Origin of the sequence: Aeromicrobium sp. Leaf245, assembly GCF_942548115.1 — a bacterium.
Lineage (GTDB): Bacteria > Actinomycetota > Actinomycetes > Propionibacteriales > Nocardioidaceae > Aeromicrobium.
Genome location: NZ_OW824151.1, coordinates 2,154,198 through 2,178,679, shown reverse-complemented (window position 1 = coordinate 2,178,679; position 24,482 = coordinate 2,154,198). Strand labels below are relative to the sequence as shown.

Genomic DNA, 24,482 nt, shown 5'->3' with positions numbered 1-24,482 from the left:
CAGGATCCTCTTGGGCGCCCGGGCTACGGTGATCGAGGCCATCACCCCGACGAAAGTGCTCCCGTGCGTCGAAACCTTGCGATCGTCCTGACCTCCGCCCTCGTCCTCGTCGGCTGCGGCTCCGGCTCCGGTGGAGGACTCGACGCCGTCGAGGTCGGCTCGAGCAAGAACCCGAGCGTCACGGTGCCGGAGGACTTCACCACCGACTCCACCGAGACGCGGGTCGTCAACGAGGGCAGCGGCGACGAGGTCCAGGACGGCGACACCGTCAAGCTCAACTACGTGGCCGTGAACGGTCGCACGGGCAAGCAGTTCGACAACTCGTTCAAGGCCGAGAGCCCGCTCACGACGCAGCTCACCGAGGGGAGCGTGCTGACCGGGTTCGTGAAGGGCCTGACCGGGCAGAAGGTCGGCAGCCGCGTGCTGGTCGCCATCCCGCCGAAGGACGGCTTCGCCGAGGGCCAGGCGCGCGACCAGGCCGAGCAGACGCTGGGCGTCAAGGCCGACGACACCATGGTCTTCCTGTTCGACATCGTCGCCAAGGTCCCCACCGAGGCGAAGGGTGCGGCCGAGAAGCTGCCCGAGACCGTCCCCTCGATCACCCTGAAGGACGACAAGCCGGCCGGGTTCAAGACCAGTGGCGACGTCACGAAGGACCCCGAGAAGGCGGCTGCGTACGTCGCGATCAAGGGCGACGGAGAGAAGGTCGCCAAGGGGGCCAGCATCACGGCGCACTACGTCGGCCAGGTCTACCCCGACGGCAAGGTGTTCGACAGCAGCTGGGACCGCGGAACACCGTCGACGTTCTCGCTCGACCAGGTCATCGCCTGCTGGAAGGACCTCCTGCCCGGCCAGACGATCGGCAGCCGCGTGGTCCTGGTGTGTCCCGCCGACTCCGCCTACGGCGACAGCCCGCAGGAGGGCAGCGGCATCGAGCCCGGCGACACGCTGACCTTCGCGATCGACCTGCTGGACGCCTCCTGACCGTCTGACATGCTGGGGGCGTGGCCGACCGCAAGACCGAGAGGTTGATGAACCTCATCTTCACCCTGCTCGTCACCCGTCAGTACCTGTCCAAGGAACAGATCCGCCAGGCGATCGCGGACTACCGCGCCTCGACCCAGGTGGCCTTCGAGCGCAAGTTCGAGCGCGACAAGGAGGAGCTGCGCGAGCTCGGCATCGCCGTCGAGACCGGCACCAACGACAAGTACTTCGACGACGAGCCCGGGTACCGGATCCGACGCGACGCCGCCGAGCTGCCCGACCTCGACCTCACCCGCGAGGAGGCCGCCGTGCTGGGGCTGGCCGCGCAGGTGTGGGAGCACGCCGGCCTGGCCACCAGCTCCACGTCGGCCCTCGTCAAGCTCAAGGCCGCCGGCGTCGCGGTCGACACCGACGTGCTGCGCATGGCCGAGCCCAAGCTGTCGGCGCACGAGCCGGCCTTCGAGGCGGCCCTCGACGCCGCCACCCGTCGTATCCCCGTGCGCTTCGAGTACCGGCGCCCCGGCGCCGAGGCCACGCAGCGGCGGGTCCTGCCGTGGCGGATCCTGTCCTGGCGTGGCCGCTGGTACCTCGTCGGCCACGACGTCGACCGCGACGCGCCGCGCATGTTCCGCCTCTCCCGCGTCGTCGGCGACCTGGAGCACGACGGCGAGCCCGGCGCGTTCGAGCGCCCGGCCGAGGAGGTCGTCTCCGCGGCCGCCACGGCCCTCTTCCCCCGTCCGTCCGACCGCACCGCGCGCCTCAGCGTCGCGACGGCCCGGGCCAACGCCCTGCGCCGCAGCGCCGCCTCCGTCACTCCGGGCGACGACGGTCGCGACGAGCTCGTCGTCCCGTTCTCCACCGGCTGGGACCTGGCCGCCGAGATCGCCTCGTACGGGCCCGACGTCGTCGTCCTCGACCCGCCGGAGCTCCGTGACCAGGTGATCGGCCGCCTGCGCGCCGTGCTCGAGGCCACGGGGGCGGCGTCGTGAGCCGACCGACGAACCGCTCCGCGCAGCAGGTCGTACGGATGCTCGCGCTCGTGCCGTACCTGCAGGGCAACGACGGGGTGCCGGTCCACGACGTCGCCCGCGAGTTCGGTGTCCCGCCCAAGCAGATCCGTGACGACCTGCGCCTGCTCATGTTCACCGGGGTGGGGGAGTACGCCGGTGAGCTCATCGACGTCGACCTCGCCGCGCTCGAGGGCGACGACGTCATCCACATCCGCGACGCCGAGTTCCTGTCCCGACCCCTGCGCCTGACCGCCGACGAGGGCATCGCGCTCGTCGCCGCGCTGCGCACCCTGCGCGCGTCGGCCGCCGGTCCTCAGCTGCCGATCGTCGACGCCGCCCTGGCCAAGCTGGAGACCGCCGTGGCCGGCGACACCGCCGTGGAGGCCGTCGACGTGCACGTCGCCGAGGTCGATCCCGCCATCCGCGACACCGTGGCGGCCGCGTTGGCCGACGGCCGCCGGCTCGAGCTGGACTACGCCACCGACTCCCGCGACGACGTCACGACCCGCCAGGTCGACCCGCAGCAGCTGTTCGCCCGGCAGGGCCACACCTACCTCGAGGCCTACTGCCTGCGCGCCGAGGACGTCCGGTTCTTCCGGCTCGACCGCATCACGCGCGCCGTCGACACCGGCCAGGCGGTCGAGCGCCACGACGCCACCGCCCGCGACCTCGGCGACGAGCTGTTCTCCGTGAGCGACCAGACCCCGTCCGCCGTCCTCGACCTCGACCCGGCTGCGCACTGGCTCACCGAGTACTACCAGGTCGAGGAGCTCGGCGAGGTCGACGGCCGTCGCCGCGTGCGCCTGTACGGGGGCGACGAGGCCTGGCTGCGTCGGCTCGTGCTGCGCAACGGCGGCACGGTGCACGTCGTCGAGCCACGCACACTTCGCGGACAGGTGATGGACACGGCACGTTCAGCACTCGCCGCGTACGATGGTTGAGACCGCACCCGACGAAAGAGACATCATGTTCAGGCAGATCGGCCCTACGGAGATCCTCCTCATCCTCGGCGTGGTCCTGCTGCTGTTCGGCGGCCGCAAGCTTCCCGAGCTCGCGCGCGGGTCCGGACGTGCCCTGCGGATCTTCAAGTCCGAGGTCAAGGAGCTGAACGACGGCGACGACAAGCGCGACGACGCCGACGTGGCCGCCGCCTCCGACCCGACGGTGCGCCCCGACCAGGTCGCCGACGACCTCACGGTGCGCCCCGAGCCGGTGCGCCGCGACTCCACCCCCGAGCAGGGCTAAGGCTTGGCCGCGATCAGCGGCACGCCGTCCGGGGCCACCGGCGGCACCATGCCGCTCGTGGAGCACCTCCGCGAGCTCCGGACGCGCCTCACGCGTGCCGTGCTCGCGATCCTCGTCTTCACGATCCTGGGGTTCGTCTTCTACGGCCCGATCCTGGACTTCCTCACCCAGCCGTACAACGACATGCGGCCGATCCTGCAGACGCAGGGCATCGAGTCCGAGCTGGTCATCACCGGCGTCGGCGGCGCGTTCCAGTTCCAGCTGAAGATCTCGCTCGTGTTCGGCCTGCTGGCCTCGAGCCCGCTGTGGCTGTGGCAGCTGTGGGCGTTCATCCTGCCGGCGATGCACCGGCACGAGAAGAAGTGGGCGGCCATCCTCGCCGGCACCGGCGCCCCGCTGTTCGTCGGTGGCGCCGCCCTGGCCTACGTCGTCCTGCCGAAGGCGATGGAGATCCTCATCGGGTTCGTGCCCGACGGGTTCGGGAGCCTCGTGACCGGAGCCGAGTACTTCGACTTCATCATCAAGATGCTGCTGGTCTTCGGCGTCGCCGCCGAGATCCCGCTCGTCGTGGTCATGCTGAACCGGCTCGGGATCGTGTCGGCGAAGCAGCTGGCGTCGGCACGGCCCTGGACCATCATCGGCATCTTCGTGTTCGCCGCGATCGCGACGCCCACCACCGACCCGCTCACCATGCTCTTCCTGGCCGCGCCCATGACGGTGCTCTACCTCATCGCCGAGATCATCACCAAGATCACCGATCGGCGGCGCGGACGTGAGCGCGTCGACGCGACCGCCGACGACGACGCCTCCCCGCTCGACGGACCGTCACGCCTCGACGAGGACTGACCATCCTGCGACTGCGCGGGGTCTAGGCTGCGGCCATGCTCGTGACGCTCGTCGTGAACCCGGTCTCGGGCAAGCAGCGGGGCGAGCAGATCGCGCGGGAGGCGGGGGACCGCCTGACCCGCGCCGGTCACGACGTGGTGCGGGTGCACAGCGCCGACGGCGCCCAGGCGCGCGCTGCCGTCGCGGCCGAGGTCGACGCGGGATCGGAGCTGGTGCTCGTCGTCGGAGGTGACGGCCTGCTGCACGACGTGCTGCCGGCGCTCACCGCGCGCGACGTCACCGTCGGCCTGCTGCCCGCCGGCACCGGCAACGACACCGCACGGTCGCTCGGGATCCCCGTGGGGGACCCCGACGCCGCGCTCGACGTCGTCCTGTCGGGCCGCACGCGCACGATCGACCTCGCCGACACCGACCACGGGCCGGTCGTCACCGTCGTGGCGTCGGGCTTCGACTCCAAGGTGAACGAGCGCGCCAACGCCATGCGCTGGCCCCGCGGCAACATGCGCTACAACCTCGCGATCCTCGCCGAGCTCCGCGCGTTCTCCCCGCTGTCGTTCACGCTGACCCTCGACGGCGTCCGGCTCGACACCGAGGCCATGCTCGTGGCCGTGGGCAACGGACCGTCGTTCGGCGGGGGACTGAGGATCGCCGAGGGAGCGGTGCTCGACGACGGCCTGCTCGACGTCTGCATCATCAGGCCGGTCAGCAAGACGAAGCTCGTCCGCGTGTTCCCGCGGCTGTACCGCGGGACGCACGTGGACCTCCCGGAGTTCGAGCGGCACCTGGTCCGCGAGGCCGTCCTGGAGTGCCCGGGCATCGTCGCGTACGGCGACGGCGAGCGTCTCGGCCCTCTTCCGATGACGACGCGTGTGCGCCCCGCCGCGTTGCGCGTCCTCGTTCCGTAGCCGCGATCCGTAGGCTGGGGAGCATGACGAGCCCGGCCGAGAAGTTCGCCCAGGCCACGGCCTCGCGTCGCCACCCCCACCTCGCCGAGTTCCGTGGTCTCTACGGCTTCACGCTCGACCCCTTCCAGGTCGAGGCGTGCCACGAGGTCGAGGACGGGCGCGGGGTGCTGGTCGCGGCTCCGACGGGCTCCGGCAAGACGCTCGTCGGTGAGTTCGCGGTGCACCTCGCCCTCGCGACCGGGCGCAAGTGCTTCTACACCACGCCGATCAAGGCGCTGTCGAACCAGAAGTTCCACGACCTGGTCGAGCGCTACGGCGCCGACCGTGTGGGGCTGCTGACCGGCGACAGCACCGTCAACGGGGAGGCTCCGGTGGTCGTCATGACCACCGAGGTGCTGCGCAACATGCTCTACGCGGGCTCGCGCACCCTCGACGGGCTCGGCTTCGTCGTCATGGACGAGGTGCACTACCTCGCGGACCGGTTCCGCGGGGCGGTGTGGGAAGAGGTCATCATCGGGCTGCCCGAGCCCGTCAGCGTGATCTCGCTGTCGGCCACGGTCTCCAACGCCGAGGAGTTCGGCGACTGGCTCAGCGAGGTCCGGGGCTCCACCACCACGATCGTCGAGGAGCGGCGCCCGGTCCCTCTGCACCAGCACGTGCTGGTGGGTCGCAAGCTGTTCCCGCTGTTCGAGGACGACACGGCCGAGACCCGACCCGGCTCGAGCGGGTCGTCCGACGAGGGCCCCCGCGTCAACCGCCAGCTCGAGAGCATGGCGCGCCAGGACTGGCAGCTGGACCGCGCACGCAAGGGCGGCGGTCGCGGCCGGCCGGCCAAGGGCGGCAAGCGGCCGCAGAGCCGGCACCGCACGCCCAGCCGGGTGGAGGTCGTCGAGAAGCTCGCGGCCGAGGGCCTGCTGCCCGCCATCGTCTTCGTCTTCAGCCGGGCCGGGTGCGCTGCCGCCGTCCAGCAGGTGCTCGACGCGCGCATCATGCTGACCACGCCCGACGAGCGCAAGGAGATCGAGGCGCGGGTCGACGAGGCGTGCGCGCACCTGCCCGACGAGGACCTGCACGTCCTCGGCTTCCACGAGCTGCGCGACGGTCTGGGGCGAGGAGTCGCCGCGCACCACGCGGGCATGCTGCCCGCGTTCAAGGAGGTCGTGGAGCAGCTGTTCAGCGACGGGCTCGTCAAGGTCGTGTTCGCCACCGAGACGTTGGCGCTCGGCATCAACATGCCCGCACGCTCGGTCGTCATCGAACGGCTGACGAAGTGGAACGGAGAGGCCCACGTCAACGTCTCGCCGGGGGAGTACACGCAGCTCACCGGGCGGGCCGGACGACGCGGGATCGACGTCGAGGGGCACGGTGTCGTGCTCTGGCAGCCCCAGCTCGACCCCCGGCAGGTCGCCGGTCTCGCCTCCACCCGCACCTACCCGCTCAACTCCTCGTTCCGGCCCTCCTACAACATGGCGGTCAACCTGGTCGACCAGATGGGCCGCCGGCCGGCACGCGAGCTGCTCGAGCAGTCGTTCGCCCAGTTCCAGGCCGATCGCGCCGTGGTGGGGATGGTCCGCCAGATCCGCAAGGCCGACGACGCGCTCGACGGCTACCGCGAGGCCGCCCAGTGCCACCTCGGAGACTTCCTGGAGTACGCGGCGCTGCGCCGCGAGCTGAGCGACGTCGAGTCCTCCGGAGCACGCCAGCGCAAGGCGGACCGCCGCCAGGAGGCCGTCGCGTCGATGGCGGCGCTCAAGGTCGGCGACGTCATCAACGTGCCCGGGGGCAAGTTCGCCGGGCTCGCCGTCGTGCTCGACCCCGGTGTCAGCGGGTCTCCGGAGGCTCCTCGTCCGCTCGTGCTCACGGCGAGCCGCCACTCGCGGCGTCTCGGGACGATCGACTTCCCGGTGCCGGTGGAGCCCATCACGCGGATGCGGATCCCCAAGTCGTTCAACGCGCGCAATGCCCAGGCGCGCCGCGACCTCGCGTCCTCGCTGCGGGACCGCGCCGAGGGCCTGCGCTGGCACAACGACACCGGCTACCACGCCGACCGCCCGACCGAGCGGGTCGCGGACGAGCGCACCGACCCGCGTGTGGCCGAGCTGCGGCGGGCGATGAAGGAGCACCCGTGCCACGCGTGCCCCGATCGCGAGGCGCACGCCCGATGGGCCGAGCGCTACACCAAGCTCGAGCGCGACACCGCCAACCAGCGGCGCCGCATCGAGCAGCGCACCAACACCGTGGCGCGCCAGTTCGACCACGTGTGCGAGGTCCTCGACGAGCTCGGCTATCTCGACGGCGACGAGGTCACCACCGACGGCCGTCGCCTGCAGCGGCTGTACAGCGAGCTGGACCTGCTCGTCAGCGAGTGCCTGCGGCAGGGGGTCTGGGACGGTCTGGACGCTGGCCAGCTGGGTGCCGTGCTGTCGGGCCTCACCTTCGAGAGCAGGATCGACGACCCGCCCGCCCCTCGGTTCCCGGACCGACGCACGCTCGACGTCTCGGAGACGATGCTCGCGCTGTGCGCCGACCTGCAGGCCCTGGAGCGTCGGAACCGGGTCCGCTTCCTGTCCACGCCCGACTTCGGGTTCGCGGAGACCGCGTCGGCCTGGGTCGGTGGAGCACCGCTCGACGAGGTCCTGCGCACCACGGGCATGGCCGCCGGTGACTTCGTGCGCGCCATGAAGCAGCTCATCGACCTCGTCGCGCAGGTCGCCGACGCCGCCGGCCCCGGACCGTTGCGCACGACCGCCCGGCAGACGCTCGACGGCCTGCGACGCGGTGTGGTGGCCTACTCCTCGCTCAGCGGCTGAGCGCCTTCACGAGACGCTCCGGCACGCCACCGAGGCCCCACCGCGCCCCGAACGCCTCGAGGGCGTCGCGCTGCTCGGGGGACAGCGGCGCCAGCGGCCGCACGACGTCGGTGCCGCACACGTCGTCGCGCACCCGCACGACCTGACGCATGACGTCGATCAGGTCGCGGGTGTCCAGCAGCGACTGCCGGACCCGCGGCTTGATCGAGGAGTCCGGGTCCTGGGCGGCCGCGACGATGCCGTCGAGGTCGTGGAACTCGCCCAGCAGCGTCGCGGCGGTCTTCTCGCCGATGCCGGCGACGCCGGGGATGCCGTCGGACGTGTCGCCGCGCATGGTGGCGAAGTCGGCGTACTGCTGCGGCTCCACGCCGTACTTGGCGCGGATCCACGCGGCGTCGACCACGTCGGCCGACGAGACCCCTCGCGCGGTGTAGAGCACGCGCACCTGCGCGTCGTCGTCGACGAGCTGGAAGAGGTCGCGGTCGCCGGTGACCACGTCGACCGGCCCGTCCCACGCCTGCGCGAGCGTGCCGATGACGTCGTCGGCCTCGGCGCCCTGCCTGCCGACCACGGGGATCCCGAGGATGCCCAGCGCCTCGGCGATGAGCGGGACCTGCGGGCTCAGCAGCTCCGGCGACTCCTCCGCGACCAGCTCGCCCGAGGTCGGGTCGGCGACCTCGGCCACCCGGTGGGTCTTGTAGGAGGGCAGCAGGTCGACCCGCCACTGCGGACGCCAGTCGTCGTCCCAGCACGCGACCACGGCGTCGGGGGAGTGCTGGTCGACGAGGGTCGAGACGAAGTCGAGCAGCCCGCGCAACGCGTTCACCACCGTCCCGTCGGGCGCCTTGAACGAGTCGGGCACGCCGTAGAACGCGCGGAAGTACAGGCTGGCGGAGTCGAGGAGGAGAAGCTTTTCAGCGCCGACGGTCATGTACTGACCCTATGGCGCGAGCGCGGCGCTGCAATTGTCCGCTACTCGCTTCTCAACGTGGCTTGCCGAATACGTAGGTCCGAGCAAGGTCTACGGTTGGCGCATGCCCTTCTGGCAACTGTTGATCCTCGCTCTCGTCCCGTCAGCGGCTGCAGTTGGCGCCGCACTCGTGGGCTTCCGTGACCTAGGCTTGCGGAGGCGTCTGGAGACTTCACGGCAGTTCGTCACACTGTTTGCCACAGCACATGGAAGACCGGTCGAGCCCCGTCCCCATCCTGTTGGCGTGGGTGAGCAGGTCGCGACTATCCATCTCATTGCGGACTTCGCGCTCAAAGAGCCCGTTCTTCTGAATGCCGCCGTAGCGGGTCTTCGAAATCTGGAATCGTGGGACGATCCGGAGCTCTCAGTCCCACCCAAAATCGACTTGGGCGGGATGGACGCTGAGATGCCAACGGGGGTAGTGAAGGCACTGGAAGAAGGCATGGCAAAAGCGCTATCGAAGTCCAATACTGAATCCTCGGACAAGATTGCGGAAGCCGCGAGAGCAGCGCTGGCGCGTCTAGAGCCGCGCGTAAAGGCAGGTCATCAACTGAGCGTGCCGCGCCCTTCCAAGCTGTAGCCGCGCACTCAGCGGAACGACAAATGGCCTAAACCTCGACAGCCGACGTCACGCCGCAGCGCGACGTGCCCGTGAGTGAGAGTGGTTCGACGTGGTCCGTCAAGTCAACCCTCTTCGATGTCGAGGCCATTCGAACGGCAGGTCCGCAGACTCGCCGGCCCAGGCTACGAGGAATCCATAGACCCAGAGACTCAAGCTTGATCGCCACTGTGAACTACGTCGACCAATCATCGATGCCGAGCTTCGAGAGCAGCCCCAGACATCGACCTTGGCGGTACCGAGGTGACGGTCACGGGGCGCAGGAATTCGCTCACGTGAATCCTCCTACTCCAGGTCTCGGAACACCTTTGCCCTTTCGGCGGGGCCGAAAGGGCAAAGGTGTTCCGACACGCGGCGATTACGACCGCCGCGTCGTCAACGCTGGGCCTGCGGCCCCTGGGTGACGGCCGGAGCCTTCTTGGCGCTCGTGCGGACCTTGGCCCGCGCGGCGTCGCCGTAAAGACCCTTCTTCGACAGCGCCAACGTCGCCGTCGCGTGCGCCGCACCGTCGCTCAGCTGGCCGAGCACTGTCGTGTTGATGTTGGTGATGTCGTCGGCGGCCGAGTGGTAGTTCTGGTCGAGCGTCTCGCCCGCCGTCCCACCGTAGATCGCAGCCTGCTCGGGCGTCTTGACGTCGTCGGCACCGCTGAACAGGCCGCCTGCCGGGATGCCGTACTGGATGAACGGTCCGTAGTCGGACCGGCCGTCGAACGCGGTGGGATCGGTCTCGAGGCCCGAGCCGTCGAAGTAGTCGGTGAAGACCTTCTCGATCTGGCCCGACCCGGCGGGACCGGCAGCGCCGAACGCGGACCCGTCCCCGTCGTAGACCAGCCGGACGAAGTTGGGCGAGCCCAGCATGTCGAAGTTCAGGTTCGCGTAGATCTTCGACCGGTTCGCGTCGGACAGCGTGTCGACGTAGTGCTGCGAGCCGAGCAGGCCCAGCTCCTCGGCACCCCAGAAGGCGAAGCGGACGGGGCGCTGTGCCTTCTTGGTGTAGCCGGTCCTGGCCATCTGCTCGGCGATCTCGAGGATCGCCGCGGTGCCGGTGCCGTTGTCGTTGATGCCCGCGCCCTCCGGGACTGAGTCCAGGTGGGCACCGACCACGACGACCTGGTCGTCGTTCTTCGTGCGCTTCGGCCAGTCGGCGATCAGGTTGTGCGTCTCACGCTCGAGGTCGGTCACCGTGTCCGTCGTGACCCTCGCCGTGGCGCCGCCGGAGCGTGCGTCCTGGACGAGGGCGACGGCGTCGTCGTAGGACAGGCCCACGACCGGGACGTCGATCGGGGTGCCGAGCGTGCCCACGGCGAGCTCGGTGCGCTCGGGGTTGCCCTCGTTGAAGATGATCACGGCGTCGTAGCCGGCGGCCTTCGCGTTGGCCGCCTTGACGCCGAAGTCGCAGGTGCCGCGCTGGACCAGCGCGATCGCGGGATCCGCGGGGGCTGCCTCGAAGTCCGACGCCTCGCACCCGGAGGTGCTGCTCGGCGCGGGCGTGGCCGGGATGACGACGTCCTTCGTCGGCACGACCGTGCCGGTGACCGAGCCCGACCCGGAGTACGTGAACACGGCCGTCTCGAGCGTCTTCTCACCCGGCGTGAGCTGGGTCAGCGTGGCCGGGCTGTTCTCGGCGAAGAACGGGAAGGTGAACGTCTGCTTGCGCACGGTGTAGCCCGCCGCACGCAGCGTCTTGGCGACGTAGGCCGACGACGCGTCGTAGCCGGGCAGTCCGGACGCGCGGTTGCCGCCGTTGCGGTTGGCGATGGTCTGCAGCTGGCGCAGGTGCTGGAGCACCCCGTTGACCTGCACCGCCTTGGTCAGCTTGGTGGTATCGACCTCGCCCTTCGAGCCGCCGGCGATTGCCGGTGACGCGGAGACGAGCCCGGCGGACAGGACGACGGCTGCGGTGGCAGCGACGATCTTGCGCATGGGACCCCCCGATCCTTCGATGTGATGTACGCCTCACCCTAGGTGACGATGGCCGTCGTGGCACCTGTCGAAGGTCCTGCGTTGGCCCACGACGTAGGCTCGCCGGGTGACTTCTCGCTGGATCCGCGCCCAAGAGCTCGCTCGTGCCCAGTCCGTCGGAGCCGTGCTCGTCACGCCCGGCGCCGACCTGCGCTACCTGACCGGCTACCACGCCAAGCCGCTCGAGCGTCTGACCTGCCTGGTGGTGCCCGCCGACGGGCCCGCGACCCTCGTGGTGCCCGCGCTCGAGCGGGCGGCCGCCGAGGCCGCCGGGGTCGACGTGGAGATCGCCACCTGGGGCGAGACCGACGACCCCTACGCCCTCGTCGCCTCGCTCCTGCCCTCCGACGCCACCGTGGCGGTCGACAACCAGATGTGGGCCGAGCGCGTCCTGGCCCTGCAGGACCGGTTCGCCCGGGTCAGCCTCGCCGGCCCCCTGCTCACCCAGCTGCGCATGCGCAAGGACACCGACGAGATCGCGGCACTGCGCGACGCGGGCGCCGCCATCGACCGCGTGCACGCCCGCATGGGGGAGTGGCTCCGTCCGGGACGCACCGAGCGCGAGGTCGGCGCCGACATCGCCCGCGCGATCGTCGACGAGGGGCACGCGCAGGTCGACTTCGTCATCGTCGGCTCCGGCCCCAACGGTGCGTCGCCCCACCACGAGGTCTCCGACCGCACGATCGAGCTGGGTGACCCCGTGGTCGTCGACATCGGCGGCACGACGGCGGCCGGCTACTGCTCGGACTCGACCCGCAACTACCTCGCCGGCGGCAGCGCCCCGGCGGAGTACCTCGAGGCGTACGCCGTGCTGGAGGAGGCCCAGCGCGTACAGCGCGAGCACGCACGACCGGGTGTCACCGCGGAGTCCGTCGACGCCGTGGGCCGCCAGGTACTCGTCGACGCCGGCCTCGGCGACCTGTTCATCCACCGCACCGGGCACGGCATCGGCACCGAGACGCACGAGGAGCCCTACATCGTGGAGGGCAACGACCTCGTGCTGGAGCCCGGCATGGCGTTCTCCATCGAGCCCGGCGTGTACCTCGAGGGGCGCTTCGGCGCCCGCATCGAGGACATCGCGGTCTGCACCGACGACGGCCTCGAGGTCCTCAACCACGCACCGCGCGCGCTCACGGTCCTGTGAGACGGTCACCCCGATGAGGTGGTACCTGGCCGCCGTGCTGGCGGCCGTCTCCGGACTGCTCAGCGCGGCAGCCTTCGACCCGTGGTCCGTGCCGTACACGATGGTCGTCGGCGTGGCCCTGCTCGTCTGGGTGCTGCGCCGCCAGGCGGAGGCTCGCGTGGTCGCGGTCATGACCACGGGCGCGGTCTACGGACTCGCCTTCATGGCGCCGCTCATCTGGTGGATGAACGCGGTCAGCAGCGGGGCCTACGTCGCGCTCGTGGTCGCCCAGACCGTGCTGCTGGCCGTCATCGCCCTGCCGCTCCGCGCGGCGCTGCGGCTGCCCTGGTGGCCCGTGTGGGGCGCCGCCGCCTGGGTGCTGGGCGAGCAGGTGCGCGGCGGCTTCCCGTTCTCCGGGTTCCCGTGGGGACGCCTGGCCCACACGTCCATCGACACCCCGCTCGCCCCGTACGCGCGCCTCGTCGGGATGCCCGGCACGTCCGCCCTGCTGTTCGTGCTCGCGGCGATGCTGGTCGTGCTGGCCGGTTCCGGCGTCCTGCGTCGGACCGCGGCCGTCGCCGTCGTCGTCGCCGTCATCCTGGGCGGGCTGTTCCTGCCCACGGGGCTCGCGGACCCGGGTCCGGAGCGGCGCGTCGCCGCGATCCAGGGCAACACGCCGGGCGCCTTCCTGACCTGGCCCCGCGGCGAGATCGGCGAGCTGCACCTCGCCGAGACGAGCAGGTTGGCGACGGCCGTGGAGTCCGGGCGGACCCAGGCACCGGACCTCGTCATCTGGCCGGAGAACGCGCTCGACGTCGACCCCTTCGCCGACGAGGCGCTTGCCGCCCGCATCGAGTCCCTGGTGCAACGGATCGGTGCGCCGATCCTCGTGGGCGCCATCCTCGACGGCCCCACGAACGACACCGCCTACAACGCCGGTGTGGTCTGGAACGGCGACGGCCCCGGCGAGGTCTACGTGAAGCGCAGGCTCGTGCCGTACGGCGAGTACGTGCCGTTCCGTCGCGAGCTGGGTGGGCTGGTCCCGCGCTTCGACCGCGACATCCCGCGCGACATGCTGCCGGGGGACCGGGCGGGCGACCTGCAGGCCGGGTCCGTCGTCGTCGGCGACACCATCTGCTGGGACATCGCCTACGACGGCATCGTCGAGGACGCGGTGCGCGGCGGGGCCGAGATGCTCGTGGTCCAGACCAGCAACGCCAGCTTCACCGGCACGTCGCAGCCCGCGCAGCAGTTCAAGATCTCGCGGCTCCGCGCGATCGAGACCGGCCGCTGGGTCGTCGTGCCGTCGACGAACGGCATCAGCGGCATCGTCGACGCCGACGGGCGCGTGGTCCAGCAGGCGCCCACCGAGGAGCCCGCCACGCTGGTCGCCGACGTCGGCACGGCCACCGGGACGACCCCGGCCACCGCCGCGGGCCGCTGGCCCGCCGTGGCGCTGGTGTCGATCGGTCTGCTGGGCTGGGTCCTCGGCATCCTGCACCGCCGTCGCGCGGTCCGGAGGACGTCGTCGTGACCGTCCTGGTGATCATGCCGACCTACGACGAGGCGGAGAGCCTGCCCGGCACCCTCGAGCGGCTCCGCAGCTGCGTCCCCGACGCCGACGTCCTCGTGGTCGACGACGCCTCGCCCGACGGCACCGGCCGGCTCGCCGACGAGCGAGCGCTGCGCGACCCCGCCGTCCACGTGCTCCACCGCACGGGCAAGGACGGGCTCGGAGCCGCCTACCGGGCCGGCTTCGCCTGGGGCCTGGACCGCGGCTACGACGTCCTGGTGGAGATGGACGCCGACGGCTCCCACCTGCCCGAGGAGCTGCCCGACCTCCTGGCCGCCGTCGCGTCGGCCGACCTCGTCATCGGCTCGCGCTGGGTCCCGGGGGGCTCGGTGGTCAACTGGCCGTGGCACCGACGGATGATCTCGCGGGGCGGCACGATGTACGCCCGCCTCGCGCTCGGCCTGCCCGTGCACGACACCACCGCCGGCTTCCGTGCCTTCCGGGCCGACACGCTGCGCCGGATCGCCTTCGCGGGCGTCGCCTCGCAGGGGTACTGCTTCCAGATCGACATGACGCGCCGGGTCCACGCGTCAGGACTGCGGATCGTGGAGGTGCCGGTCACCTTCGTCGAGCGCGCTCTCGGGCGGTCCAAGATGAGCTCGGCGATCGTGCGCGAGGCGCTGTGGCGCGTGACCCTCTGGGGCCTCGCGCGCCGGGTGCCCCGCCGGCTGCGGGTGGGACCGCTCGCCCGGGCCGCGCTGCCCCGCCCCGGTGACGCCGGACCCGGACAGCACGAGACCCCGGTGCAGGACCGGGGTCTCGGGGCGGGCTCGGACGGGTCGGGCTAAGCCCGACGGGCCGTCAGGCCGTCTTGCGCTTGCGACGGTGCAGGTGCGGCGGGCCGATCTCGCCGGAGCGCAACAGCTCCAGGCGCTCGGTGAGGATCTCCTCGAGCTCGGACTCCGAGCGTCGCTCCAGCAGCATGTCCCAGTGGGTACGCGCCGCCTTCTCCTCCTTCTTCGCCGGCTCCGCGACGTCGGCCTGCTTGCCGATGCGGCCGGTCTTCGGGTCCTCCCACTCGTAGGGGACCTCGGCCTCGACCGACATGGTCACCGTGAAGGTGTGTCCGTCGTCGCAGACGTACTCGATCTCCTGACGAGGGGCCATCTCGACCCCGCGCTCGTCCTCGAAGCTCTGGGCACCCAGCCGGGCCCCGCGCAGTGCTCGTTCAGCCATGGGTCACTCCTCTCATCGGTACCAACGTAGGGCACCCCCTTGAGATTCCCCTGAGTACGTCGTCACCGCACCTCGAGTGCGCGGTCGCGGACCTGGGGAGCGACCAGGAAGAGGGCCGCGAGCCCGGCGGCGAGGACCACGAGGATGCCGACGATGCCCCACCGGTCGTCACCGCCGATGAAGGCGAAGAGCCCGAAGAGGGCGGGGGAGAGGAACGACGCGGCACGCCCCGTCATGGCGTAGAGGCCGAAGTTCTGGCCCTCCTTGCCGACCGCCGTGAGGCGCACCAGGTAGGTGCGGGACGCCGACTGGGCCGGACCGACGAACAGGCACAGCAGCAGCCCGAAGATCCAGAATCCCGTGCTGCCCTCGACGAACAGCAGCACCGTGCCCACGACCATCATCGACACGAGCGAGAACACCACCACGCGACGCGGCCCTCCACGGTCGTCGAAACGACCGGCCAGGATCGCACCGCCCGCCGCGGCCACGTTGGCCACGATGCCGAACGGGATCACGGTCTCGTCGGTGAAGCCGTACACGGACACGGCGATGACCGCACCGAAGGTGAACACCCCGGCCAGACCGTCGCGGTAGAGGGCGCTGGCGATGAGGAACTTGAGGGTCTCGCGGTCGTCGCGCCACATGGTCCGCACCTCGGCGAACAGCACGCGGTACGAGTCGACGAAGCCGGTGCGGGGCAGCGGGCTCGCCTCGGCCGGGAGCTCGGGGACGAACAGCAGCACGGGCAGCGCGAACACGAGGAACCAGACGGCGGACACGATCGCCACGAGCCGGATGTTGAGCCCGTCGTCGGTGGTCACGCCGAGGAGGCCACCGTCGCCGCTGATCAGCCCGACGAACACGATGATCAGCAGCACGATGCCGCCCAGGTAGCCGAAGCCCCAGCCGAGCCCGGACACCCGGCCGACCGTCTCGGGCGTGGACACCTGGCGGAGCATGGCGAAGTAGGGGACCTGGGCCAGCTCGAACAGCACGATGCCCAGCGAGATCAGGAGCAGGCCGAGCCACAGGTAGTGGTAGTCGTCCTTCACGAAGAACATGAGGGCCATCAGGACGACGACGGCGCCCGTGAGCAGGGCCAGGGAGCGCTTGCGCCGCCCGCCCGCGTCGGACCGCTGGCCCAGGACGGGGGCGAGGACGGCGATCACGAGGGAGCCGGCCGCGATCGACCACGCCAGCCACGTGCTGGCCGAGACCGGTCCGGGCAGGTCCTTGCCGACGCCGTCGGTGAGGTAGACCGAGAACACGAACGTGACGATCACGGCGTTGAACGCGGCCGAGCCCCAGTCCCAGAAGGACCAGGCCAGGACCTGGCCCCGGCTGGTGCTGCGGGCGACCGCCCCGCCGCCGTCAGCGTGACTCGTACGTCCGGTGCTCATCGTGGCCAGGCTCCTCGTTCGGTCAGCACGTCGCGCAGGACGTCGGGACGGTCGGTGACGATGCCGTCGACGCCGATGTCGAGCAACCATCGCATCTCGTCGGGGTCATCGACGGTCCACACGTGCACCTGCAGGCCGGTCGCGTGCGCGTGGCGGACGAATCGTGGCGTCACGACCGTCACGGGGCCCCTGCGCACCGGCACCTGCAGGCAGTGGACACCGCGCCGGGCGGCGTACCGGCGGATCGCCGCGACGGGACCCAGCCGCAGCGCCGCGACCTCCAGCGGCCCGGCCGAGCGGGCGGCCTCGGGGCAGATCCGGCGGAGGTGAGCCAGGCGACGGCCGGAGAACGAGGCGAGGCAGACCCGCTCCTGCGCCCCGGCAGCACGGATGACCTCGACCGTCGGGACGACGGCGGCGTCGGACTTCACGTCGATGTTGAACCGCGCGTGCGGGAAGGCCTCCAGCAACGTCGCCAGGCGCGGCACCGGTTCCTTGCCGACCACCCGCACGGCGTCGACCTCCTCGGCCGTCAGGTCGGCCAGGGGCGTGTCGACCCCGGTCAGGCGACCCAGGTGCTCGTCGTGGAACGCGTAGACGACGCCGTCCCGCGAGGCGTGCACGTCGGTCTCGAGGTAGCGGAACCCGAGCGCCACCGCGTTCGTGAACGCTGCCAACGTGTTCTCCAGGCCCCCGTTCACCGGCAGCAGGGCGCCACCGCGGTGGGCCAGGGCCAGGGGGAGGGGCGCGTCGAGGTACGGGTGGCTGGACACCACCTCACGCTAGCGCCCGCAGGGTCCGCGGGACGCCCTCGTCGTCAGATGTCGCGGAAGGTCTCGATCTGCGCACCGAGGGCGTTCAGCCGCTCGGCCAGGTCCTCGTAGCCACGGTTGATGACGTACACGCTGCGCAGCACGGAGGTGCCCTTGGCGGCGAGCATGGCCAGCAGGATGACGACGGCCGGGCGCAGCGCCGGCGGGCACACGATCTCGGTCCCGCTCCAGTGCGTCGGTCCGTCGACCAGGACCCGGTGCGGGTCGAGCAGCTTGACCCGCGCGCCCAGCTTGTTGAGCTCGGTCAGGTAGATCGCCCGGTTCTCGTAGACCCAGTCGTGCAGCAGGGTCTGACCCTCGGCCGTGGCGGCGATGACCGCGAAGAACGGCAGGTTGTCGATGTTGAGGCCCGGGAACGGCATCGGGTGCACCTTGTCGATCGGTGCCCGCAACGACGAGGGGTGCGTGGTGATGTCGACGAGCCTGGTCTGGCCGTTCTCGGCCGGGTACTCCTCGCTGCGGTCGTAGTGCAGTCCCATCTCCTCCAGGAGGGCGAGCTCGATCTCCATGAACTCGATCGGGACGCGGCGCACGGTGATGCTGGACTGCGTGACGATCGCGGCGGCGATGAGGCTCATCGCCTCGATCGGGTCCTCGCTCGGCGCGTAGTCGACGTCGGTGTTGATCTTCGGCTTGCCGGTGACCCGCAGGGTCGTCGTGCCGATGCCCTCGATGCCCACGCCGAGCTTCTCGAGGAAGAAGCAGAGGTCCTGGACCATGTAGTTGGGGCTCGCGTTGCGGATCACGGTCACGCCGTCGAAGCGGGCGGCGGCCAGCAGCGCGTTCTCGGTGACGGTGTCGCCGCGCTCGGTGAGCACGATCGGCCGATCCGGCCCGACGCCGCGGGCGGCGTCGACGTGGTAGCTGCCCTCGGTGGCCACGACCTTGAGCCCGAACGGGCGCAGTGCCGTCATGTGGGGCTCGACGGTGCGCGTGCCGAGGTCGCAGCCGCCGGCGTAGGGCAGCTCGAACTGCTCCACGCGGTGCATGAGCGGACCGAGGAACATGATGATGCTGCGGGTGCGCCGGGCCGCGGCCTCGTCCATCGCGGCGAGGTCCAGCTCGGCCGGGACGACCAGCTCGAGGTCGCCGTCGTCACCCAGCCAGCGGGTGCGCACGCCGATGGAGGACAGCACCTCCAGGAGCCGGTTGACCTCCTCGATCCGCGCGACCTTGCGCAGGATCGTCGTTCCCTCGTTGAGCAGGGACGCGCAGAGCAGCGCCACACCGGCGTTCTTGCTGGACTTGACGTCGATCGAGCCCGAGAGCCGCGTGCCGCCCTTGACCCGCAGGTGGCTCGGGCCGGACGTGCCGACGCTGACGATCTCGGAGTCGAGCGCCGTGCCGATGCGCGCGATCATCTCGAGGGTCAGGTTCTGCTGGCCCTTCTCGATCCGGTTGACCGCGCTCTGGCTGGTGCGCAGCTGCGTGGCCAGCTCGGTCTGCGTGAGACCGCTGTGCTGACGCGCGTCGCGGATGAGGGTGCCGATGCGGGCGAGGTAGTCGTCTCGTGAAGTCACCTGACCACACTATCTCAGTTGTGAGATAAGACAACGACGGTCAGGTCACGTCCGCGGGGGCCGACGTGCGACGAGCGCCACGACCACGCCGAGCACGGCCAGGACCCCGCCGAGCAGGCCCAGAGGGGACACCGCGACGTCGGGATCGACCACCTCGACGACCTCCGCCGCGACGACCTGGCCGGCGATCGAGCACAGCCCCAGCACGAGGACACCGTGGATCTGCACGGCCACGGCGGAGATCGCGATGAAGCCGACCCCGAGGACGCCGCCGACGTAGTACCACCACTGCGTGGGGAAGCCGTCGATCCGGCCGGGGAGGGCCAGGCTCACCACGAGCAGCACCAGGAGAGCGGCCGTGCCGACGACGAAGTTGTTCCACGTCGTCGCGAGAGGACCGCCGATCGCCGAGACCCGACCGTTCAGCGCCTGCTGCACCGCCTGCAGGCACCCGGCCACCAGCGCCAGGGACGCCAGCAGCAGGGAGAGCCCGAGCTCGGTGCCGTCGAGGTCGCCGAGCACCTTGACCGTGACCGCGGCGACGGCGAACAGGGCGGCGATCGCCCGCGGTCGGGACGCGGCCTGCCGGCCGCCCGGTCCGAGCCCCACGTGGTCGACCACGAGCGACGCCACCGACTGACCGGCCGTGAACGCCACGATGAACAGAGCCACCCCGATGATGCCGACGGCGATGCCTTGGCTCGCCACGAAGAAGGCCCCGCCGAGGCCGCCGAGCAGCTCGACCGGCCGCAGCCTGCGGAGCCGCAGGGCGTCGCGCACCCGCAGCAGCCCGGCCCGTCGGCGCGGGTGCGACAGGACCACCAGCGTGAGCAGGAGGAAACCACTGCCGAAGCTCACGACCGCGGCCAGGGCGCCGGCCCGCAGACCGTCACCGAGCTGGCCGGCGAGCGAGCCGTTGACACGCGACTGCAGCGTGACGAGCGCACCGACCAGCAGCATCAGCGGGACCGTCATGGCCCGCAGGAGGGGGCGTTCCACCTCAGGCGTCGAGGGTGTCGCCGGGGGCGAGGCGGTGCGCCTGCTCGGCGTCGACCCCGCCGTGGTTCACGGCGTGGTTCCAGTACAGGTCGTAGGCGACGTCGGCGATGGTCGCGTCGTGGATGGGCAGGAAGCCGCGCGGCGCGACGCCGGACAGGAAGGCCACCGTGTCGCTGATCCTCGCCCAGGGGGCGCTGAGGGGCAGCGCCAGCAGGTCGACACCGGCCGGGGTCGACTCGTAGGAGTCGCCGGGGTGGAAGAGCGTGGTCGTCCCGCCGTCGCTGCTCGGGCCCTCCACGAGCACGCCGACGTTCGCGACCACCGGGATCGAGGGCAGGATCGTGGCGTGCCGGGCACCGACGCCGGTGAGGGTGATGTCGCCGACCTGCGTGACCACGCCGTCGGCGTGCGCGCGCCACGGTCCGCCCTGCTGCTCGGCCGTCTCGGGATCGGCCAGGAAGACCGCCCCCGGGCTGGCGGCCACGACCTCGGCGGCGCGCGCCGGGTGCAGGTGGTCCGGGTGCTGGTGGGTGACGACCACGGCGTCCAGGTCGCTCAGCTCGAAGGCGGCGTCGAGGCTGAACGCGCCCGGATCGACGAGCACCCTCGCCCCCGACGTCTCGAGCAGGAGGGCGGCGTGTCCGAGTCTCGTGATCCTCACACGCCCATGATGCACCTGCGCCGATCCGGACGCAGCGCGGTGTCGAATGGCACACATGGGCTGGTACGCGGACGCCACGGCGCTCCTGATGAACCTCACCGCACCGCTGACGGTGCGCTACGGCGACGCCCTGCAGATCTCCGGCGCCGACGTCGAGGACCCCGAGACCTGGCGGGTGCCGACCCGGCACGGGACCGTCCGCTGCTACGTCTACCGACCCACGGCGGGCCGGCACGCGGCGCGCTCCGTGGACGCCCCCTCGGCGCCAGGCGTCTACGTGCACCTCCACGGTGGGGCCTTCCTCATGCGGCACGCGGCGATGGACGACTTCTTCGCCCGGCACGTCGTCGCCACGACCGGTGCGGCCGTGGTGAACGTGGACTACGACGTGGCGCCGAGACACCGGTACCCGGTGGCGCACCACCAGGCGCACGACGTGGTCGAGTGGGTCGCCCAGAACGCCGGGACGCAGGGCCTCGACGGACGCCGCCTGGTGGTCGGCGGCTTCAGTGCAGGCGGGAACCTCGCCGCGTCGGTCTGCCTGCAGGCCCGGGACCAGGGGCACCAGCCGGCGCGTCTGCAGCTGCTCGGCGTGCCGTCGCTCGACGTCTCGACCACCCACAAGCCCGCCACGGTCCCGCGACCGATGATCAGCGAACGGACGGTCCGGCTCGTCCGCGCGACGTACTTCAAGGACGCCTCACGCCGCAGCGAGCCGTACGCGTCACCCCTGCTCGCCGACGACCTGCACGGGCTGCCACCGGCGCTCGTCGTCACCGCCGAGCACGACGCGCTGCGGGCTGAGGGGGACGCCTACGCGCGGCGTCTCGCCGACGTGGGCATCCCGGTGGAGCACCACGTCGTCCCCGGTCAGGACCACTACTTCCTCGACCCGGCGGACCTGCGCCAGGCGCGTCGCTGGATGGACCTCATGGCCGACGCGATCGCACGGGCACTCGTCTAGGACGGCACGTGCGGACGGTCCTCACCGCCGATCTACCCTGGGTCCGTGACCGACGCCATCTACGCCCGCGAGGTCGGCGACACGGGGGAGCGGGTCGTCTTCCTGCACGGACTCTTCGGCCAGGGCCGCAACTTCACGCAGGCCGCCAAGGCGCTGCAGCCCGAGCTGCGCTCGCTCCTCGTCGACCTGCCCAACCACGGCCACTCCGCGTGGACCGACTCCGTCGACTACGTGGACGTGGCCGACCAGGTGGCGGCGTTCCTGAGCGAGCGGTGGGCGTCGGGGGGTCGCACCCACGTCGTGGGGCACTCCATGGGCGGCAAGGTCGCCATGGTGCTGGCCCTGCGTCACCCGGACCTCGTGGACCGACTCGTCGTGGTGGACATCGCCCCTGCTCCGAGCGACGGCGCCGGGGAGTTCGAGCACCTGCTGGACAGCCTGGCCTCGCTCGACCTCGACACGCTCGCGCGGCGCGGCGACGCCGACGAGCAGCTGCGCGAGCGGATCGACAACGACACGGTGCGCGGGTTCCTCCTGCAGAACCTGCGATCGATCCCCCCGAGCGAGGGCGGAGGGTTTCGCTGGATGGCGAACCTCGCCCTCCTGCGCCGGGACCTGCCGGTCATCGGCGGCTTCCCCGAGATCGACGGGACCTTCGACAGGCCCGTCCTCTGGCTCGCGGGGGAGCGGTCGGACTACGTCGGCGACGACGACGCCCACCACATGCGCACCCTGTTCCCCCGCACCCGCCTCGTGACCGTGAAGGGCGCCGGCCACTGGGTCCACTCGGAGAAGCCGGACGCCTTCGCCTCGGCGCTACGGACCTTCCTCCTGGCCTGAGCCGTCAGTGCCGGTCCTCGAGACCGACCGCGTCGCGCAGGCGCTGCACCGACTCGCCCAGCCGTTCGTCGTCGCGCGCCCGTGACTCCATCAGGTCGGCCAGCGCCTCGGCGATCACGTTGAGCTTCTCCTGCGACGCCTCCTCGGCCCGCCGCCCGGCGTTCTCCAGCAGGGCGAGCAGGAACAGCGACTGGACGCTCGCGACGGTGTGGATCGCGACCTGCCACGCCTTCAGGTCGGCCCAGAGCGGCAGGCTGACCGCCCACGCCACCACGATGCCGGCGCACACCAGGAAGAACGGAGCCCGGGTGACCACCGACTCCGCCGACTCCACGAAGCGGTCGAAGACGGACCGGTCGTCGCCGCCGCGGGCGGCCTCCTCAGTACCCATGACGGCACGCTAGGGCGTGCGGCGCTCCCGCGCAGCAGGAACGACGAGCGCGGACGGGACCAGCAGGGCGGCCACCACGAGCAGCGCCTGGAGCGTGCCGGAGTGCTCGCCGACGAAGCCGACCAGGGGCGGGCCGGCCAGGAAGGCGGTGTACCCGATCGTGGAGACCACGCTGACCCGGGCCGCGGCGCGGCGTGGGTCGTCGGCGGCGGCGCTCATGCCGACGGGGAACCCCAGCGAGGCGCCCAGGCCCCAGAGCAGGATGCCGACGACCGCGAGCTCGGGGACGGGCGCCAGCACGGTGAGCAGCACGCCGACGAAGGCCAGTCCCATCGTCGACCAGAGCACCGTCACCCGACCGTGGCGGTCGAGCAGCGCCGGGCCCACGACCCGGCCCAGCGTCATCGCCGTGACGAAGGCGCCGAAGCCGAGAGCACCGGCCCAGTCCGGCACGTCGTAGCCGTCGACCAGGGCCACCGCCAACCAGTCGTTGGCCGTGCCCTCGGTGAAGGCGAGAGCCAGCACCATCAGGCCGATGAGCAGCGTGCGCGGCTCCGTCCAGGCCGACGCGGACCGTGCGCCCTGCGGATCCTCGCCGTGGTCCTCGTGGCCGGGCAGGAACGCCCGGACCGCCGCGAGCGCGCCCACGAGACCGATCGTGCTGGTGGCCGCGAGATGGACGCGCAGGTCGAGGTCCAGCGCCGCGGCACCGGCGCCCAGCCCCGCACCGACCACGGTGCCGAGGCTGAAGCCTGCGTGGAAGCGGGGCATCACCGTACGGCCCATGTGCTGCTCGACACGAGCGCCGTGCAAGTTCATCGCCACGTCCCACGCACCGATGCCGAAGCCCATGAAGGCCATCGGCACCGCGGCGGCGAGCGCGACGCCCGACTCCGCTCCGGCGGCCGCGGCGGTCTGCGCCAGGGCGACGACGACCGCGGACACGGCGACCACGCGGGCGGCGCCGAACCGGTCGCACAGGGCTCCGGCGAGCGGGAGGCCGGTCAGCGACCCGGCGGAGATCGCGAGCAGGAGCAGGCCGAGCTGGGCAGGGGACAGCCCGAGCGCGTCACGGACCGCGGGGAGCCGCGCCATCCAGCTGGCGAACATGAACCCGTTGAGGGCGAAGACGACGGCGACGGCGTTGCGCGCCGCTCGGACGGCGGGCGTCACGTGTCGCGCCCCGGGCGGGGTCGCGCCGCGCGGGGCCACGCTCCGCAGGACCACAGCGCCCAGAGCACGAGCAGCGGCTGGAAGAGAAGGCGGACGAGCCGCGCGCGGTCCGTGTCGAGGCCGAACGCGTCGACCCCCTCCACGTACTGCGCGACGTTGCCCGGGAAGACCAGGACGAACAGGGTCGCGACGAGCAGCCCGACGAGCGCCCGCCGTGCCGCCGGTGCCAGCAGCACCGCCAGACCGAGGACCAGCTCCACCGCACCCGACGCGAGCACGGTGAGGTCCTCGTCGACCGGGAACCACGACGGAACCTGCGCACGGAACTCCTCGCGCGCCACGACGTGCGCCACCCCGGCGAGGACGAGGAAGGCGCCGAGCAGCACGCGGGCGACGTGCTGGACCACACGGTGGGGAGTGCTCACCGCACGAGGATGCCAGGTGGCTCGCCACGGCTCCGATGCTGGGCGCGGAC

The 24,482-nt window shown here is 71.5% G+C and carries 24 protein-coding genes; 13 read left to right on the top strand and 11 right to left on the bottom strand.

Translation table 11 applies throughout. The features are described 5' to 3' along the window. Window positions 1–63: 63 nt before the first annotated feature. The 7 genes from NBW76_RS10780 to NBW76_RS10750 are packed head-to-tail and all read left to right on the top strand — an operon-like array spanning window position 64 to window position 7,800. The gene (locus NBW76_RS10780) at window positions 64–984 is read left to right on the top strand and encodes an FKBP-type peptidyl-prolyl cis-trans isomerase (RefSeq protein ID WP_055968240.1); all 921 of its coding nucleotides are present in this window, start codon (window positions 64–66) and stop codon (window positions 982–984) included. 20 nt (window positions 985–1,004) lie between these two features. Then, window positions 1,005–1,973 carry a YafY family protein gene (locus tag NBW76_RS10775; RefSeq protein WP_055968242.1) on the top strand — a complete coding sequence of 323 codons (969 nt, stop codon included), beginning with the start codon at window positions 1,005–1,007 and terminating at the stop codon, window positions 1,971–1,973. Continuing rightward, on the top strand, window positions 1,970–2,935 hold the full coding sequence (locus NBW76_RS10770) for a YafY family protein (RefSeq protein ID WP_235492967.1): 966 nt from the start codon (window positions 1,970–1,972) through the stop codon (window positions 2,933–2,935). Before NBW76_RS10775 ends, NBW76_RS10770 begins: the two co-directional genes overlap by 4 nt. Before the next feature lie 25 nt (window positions 2,936–2,960). After that, the gene (tatA, locus tag NBW76_RS10765; RefSeq protein WP_055968245.1) at window positions 2,961–3,239 is read left to right on the top strand and encodes a twin-arginine translocase TatA/TatE family subunit; all 279 of its coding nucleotides are present in this window, start codon (window positions 2,961–2,963) and stop codon (window positions 3,237–3,239) included. A gap of 3 nt (window positions 3,240–3,242) precedes the next feature. After that, window positions 3,243–4,085, top strand: coding sequence for a twin-arginine translocase subunit TatC (gene tatC / locus NBW76_RS10760; RefSeq protein WP_235492968.1), 843 nt, complete (start codon window positions 3,243–3,245; stop codon window positions 4,083–4,085). A gap of 35 nt (window positions 4,086–4,120) precedes the next feature. After that, a complete protein-coding gene (locus NBW76_RS10755; RefSeq protein WP_056554643.1) occupies window positions 4,121–4,990 on the top strand; it encodes a YegS/Rv2252/BmrU family lipid kinase in 870 nt (289 codons plus the stop codon). A gap of 23 nt (window positions 4,991–5,013) precedes the next feature. After that, a complete protein-coding gene (locus NBW76_RS10750; RefSeq protein WP_056554646.1) occupies window positions 5,014–7,800 on the top strand; it encodes an RNA helicase in 2,787 nt (928 codons plus the stop codon). Here the strand turns inward: NBW76_RS10750 and NBW76_RS10745 are convergent. Continuing rightward, complete coding sequence (locus tag NBW76_RS10745; RefSeq protein ID WP_056554650.1) at window positions 7,790–8,731, bottom strand: 5'-3' exonuclease; 942 nt, start codon at window positions 8,729–8,731, stop codon at window positions 7,790–7,792. The genes NBW76_RS10750 and NBW76_RS10745 overlap by 11 nt on opposite strands. A gap of 283 nt (window positions 8,732–9,014) precedes the next feature. Here NBW76_RS10745 and NBW76_RS10740 point away from each other — a divergent pair, with 283 nt between their 5' ends. Beyond that, window positions 9,015–9,350, top strand: a complete 336-nt coding sequence (locus NBW76_RS10740) for a hypothetical protein (RefSeq protein WP_156364792.1) — start codon at window positions 9,015–9,017, stop codon at window positions 9,348–9,350. A gap of 414 nt (window positions 9,351–9,764) precedes the next feature. Here the strand turns inward: NBW76_RS10740 and NBW76_RS10735 are convergent, their stop codons facing one another. Continuing rightward, a complete protein-coding gene (locus NBW76_RS10735; protein ID WP_056554653.1) occupies window positions 9,765–11,312 on the bottom strand; it encodes a M20/M25/M40 family metallo-hydrolase in 1,548 nt (515 codons plus the stop codon). Window positions 11,313–11,418: 106 nt separating this feature from the next. Between NBW76_RS10735 and NBW76_RS10730 the strand changes: the two genes are divergently transcribed. From NBW76_RS10730 to NBW76_RS10720, 3 genes are read left to right on the top strand one after another with little or no spacing between them, the layout of a single operon-like run. Then, complete coding sequence (locus NBW76_RS10730) at window positions 11,419–12,495, top strand: Xaa-Pro peptidase family protein (protein WP_056554656.1); 1,077 nt, start codon at window positions 11,419–11,421, stop codon at window positions 12,493–12,495. 13 nt (window positions 12,496–12,508) lie between these two features. Further along, complete coding sequence (lnt, locus tag NBW76_RS10725; protein ID WP_056554659.1) at window positions 12,509–14,008, top strand: apolipoprotein N-acyltransferase; 1,500 nt, start codon at window positions 12,509–12,511, stop codon at window positions 14,006–14,008. A gap of 14 nt (window positions 14,009–14,022) precedes the next feature. Continuing rightward, window positions 14,023–14,835 carry a polyprenol monophosphomannose synthase gene (locus NBW76_RS10720; protein WP_082481942.1) on the top strand — a complete coding sequence of 271 codons (813 nt, stop codon included), beginning with the start codon at window positions 14,023–14,025 and terminating at the stop codon, window positions 14,833–14,835. A 13-nt stretch (window positions 14,836–14,848) separates the two neighbouring features. Here the strand turns inward: NBW76_RS10720 and NBW76_RS10715 are convergent, their stop codons facing one another. From NBW76_RS10715 to NBW76_RS10690, 6 genes are all read right to left on the bottom strand, one after another. After that, entirely contained in the window at window positions 14,849–15,223 is a 375-nt protein-coding gene (locus NBW76_RS10715) for an RNA polymerase-binding protein RbpA (RefSeq protein WP_055968259.1), read from the bottom strand. A gap of 62 nt (window positions 15,224–15,285) precedes the next feature. Further along, a complete protein-coding gene (locus tag NBW76_RS10710; RefSeq protein ID WP_055968261.1) occupies window positions 15,286–16,626 on the bottom strand; it encodes an MFS transporter in 1,341 nt (446 codons plus the stop codon). Then, window positions 16,623–17,399, bottom strand: coding sequence for a glycerophosphodiester phosphodiesterase (locus NBW76_RS10705; RefSeq protein ID WP_055968618.1), 777 nt, complete (start codon window positions 17,397–17,399; stop codon window positions 16,623–16,625). The genes NBW76_RS10710 and NBW76_RS10705 overlap by 4 nt, the downstream gene beginning before the upstream one ends. 44 nt (window positions 17,400–17,443) lie before the next feature. Further along, window positions 17,444–18,979 carry a UDP-N-acetylglucosamine 1-carboxyvinyltransferase gene (locus tag NBW76_RS10700; protein WP_056554661.1) on the bottom strand — a complete coding sequence of 512 codons (1,536 nt, stop codon included), beginning with the start codon at window positions 18,977–18,979 and terminating at the stop codon, window positions 17,444–17,446. Between the two features lie 45 nt (window positions 18,980–19,024). Beyond that, entirely contained in the window at window positions 19,025–19,954 is a 930-nt protein-coding gene (locus NBW76_RS10695; protein WP_056554938.1) for a DMT family transporter, read from the bottom strand. A 25-nt stretch (window positions 19,955–19,979) separates the two neighbouring features. Beyond that, entirely contained in the window at window positions 19,980–20,639 is a 660-nt protein-coding gene (locus NBW76_RS10690) for an MBL fold metallo-hydrolase (protein ID WP_055968265.1), read from the bottom strand. Between the two features lie 55 nt (window positions 20,640–20,694). Here NBW76_RS10690 and NBW76_RS10685 point away from each other — a divergent pair, with 55 nt between their 5' ends. Together NBW76_RS10685 and NBW76_RS10680 are read left to right on the top strand one after the other, a co-directional pair. Then, window positions 20,695–21,603, top strand: a complete 909-nt coding sequence (locus NBW76_RS10685; RefSeq protein ID WP_056554665.1) for an alpha/beta hydrolase — start codon at window positions 20,695–20,697, stop codon at window positions 21,601–21,603. A 45-nt stretch (window positions 21,604–21,648) separates the two neighbouring features. Further along, complete coding sequence (locus NBW76_RS10680) at window positions 21,649–22,443, top strand: alpha/beta fold hydrolase (protein ID WP_056554669.1); 795 nt, start codon at window positions 21,649–21,651, stop codon at window positions 22,441–22,443. Window positions 22,444–22,447: 4 nt separating this feature from the next. Here the strand turns inward: NBW76_RS10680 and NBW76_RS10675 are convergent, their stop codons facing one another. Genes NBW76_RS10675 through NBW76_RS10665 form a run of 3 tightly spaced genes read right to left on the bottom strand, consistent with a single transcriptional unit; the run spans window position 22,448 to window position 24,432 of the window. After that, window positions 22,448–22,834, bottom strand: coding sequence for a low affinity iron permease family protein (locus tag NBW76_RS10675; RefSeq protein ID WP_055968271.1), 387 nt, complete (start codon window positions 22,832–22,834; stop codon window positions 22,448–22,450). 9 nt (window positions 22,835–22,843) lie between these two features. Further along, complete coding sequence (locus tag NBW76_RS10670; RefSeq protein ID WP_055968273.1) at window positions 22,844–24,007, bottom strand: MFS transporter; 1,164 nt, start codon at window positions 24,005–24,007, stop codon at window positions 22,844–22,846. Next, window positions 24,004–24,432: a hypothetical protein gene (locus NBW76_RS10665; protein ID WP_056554675.1), complete on the bottom strand. Its 429-nt coding sequence runs from the start codon at window positions 24,430–24,432 to the stop codon at window positions 24,004–24,006. Before NBW76_RS10665 ends, NBW76_RS10670 begins: the two co-directional genes overlap by 4 nt. Window positions 24,433–24,482: the final 50 nt, after the last annotated feature.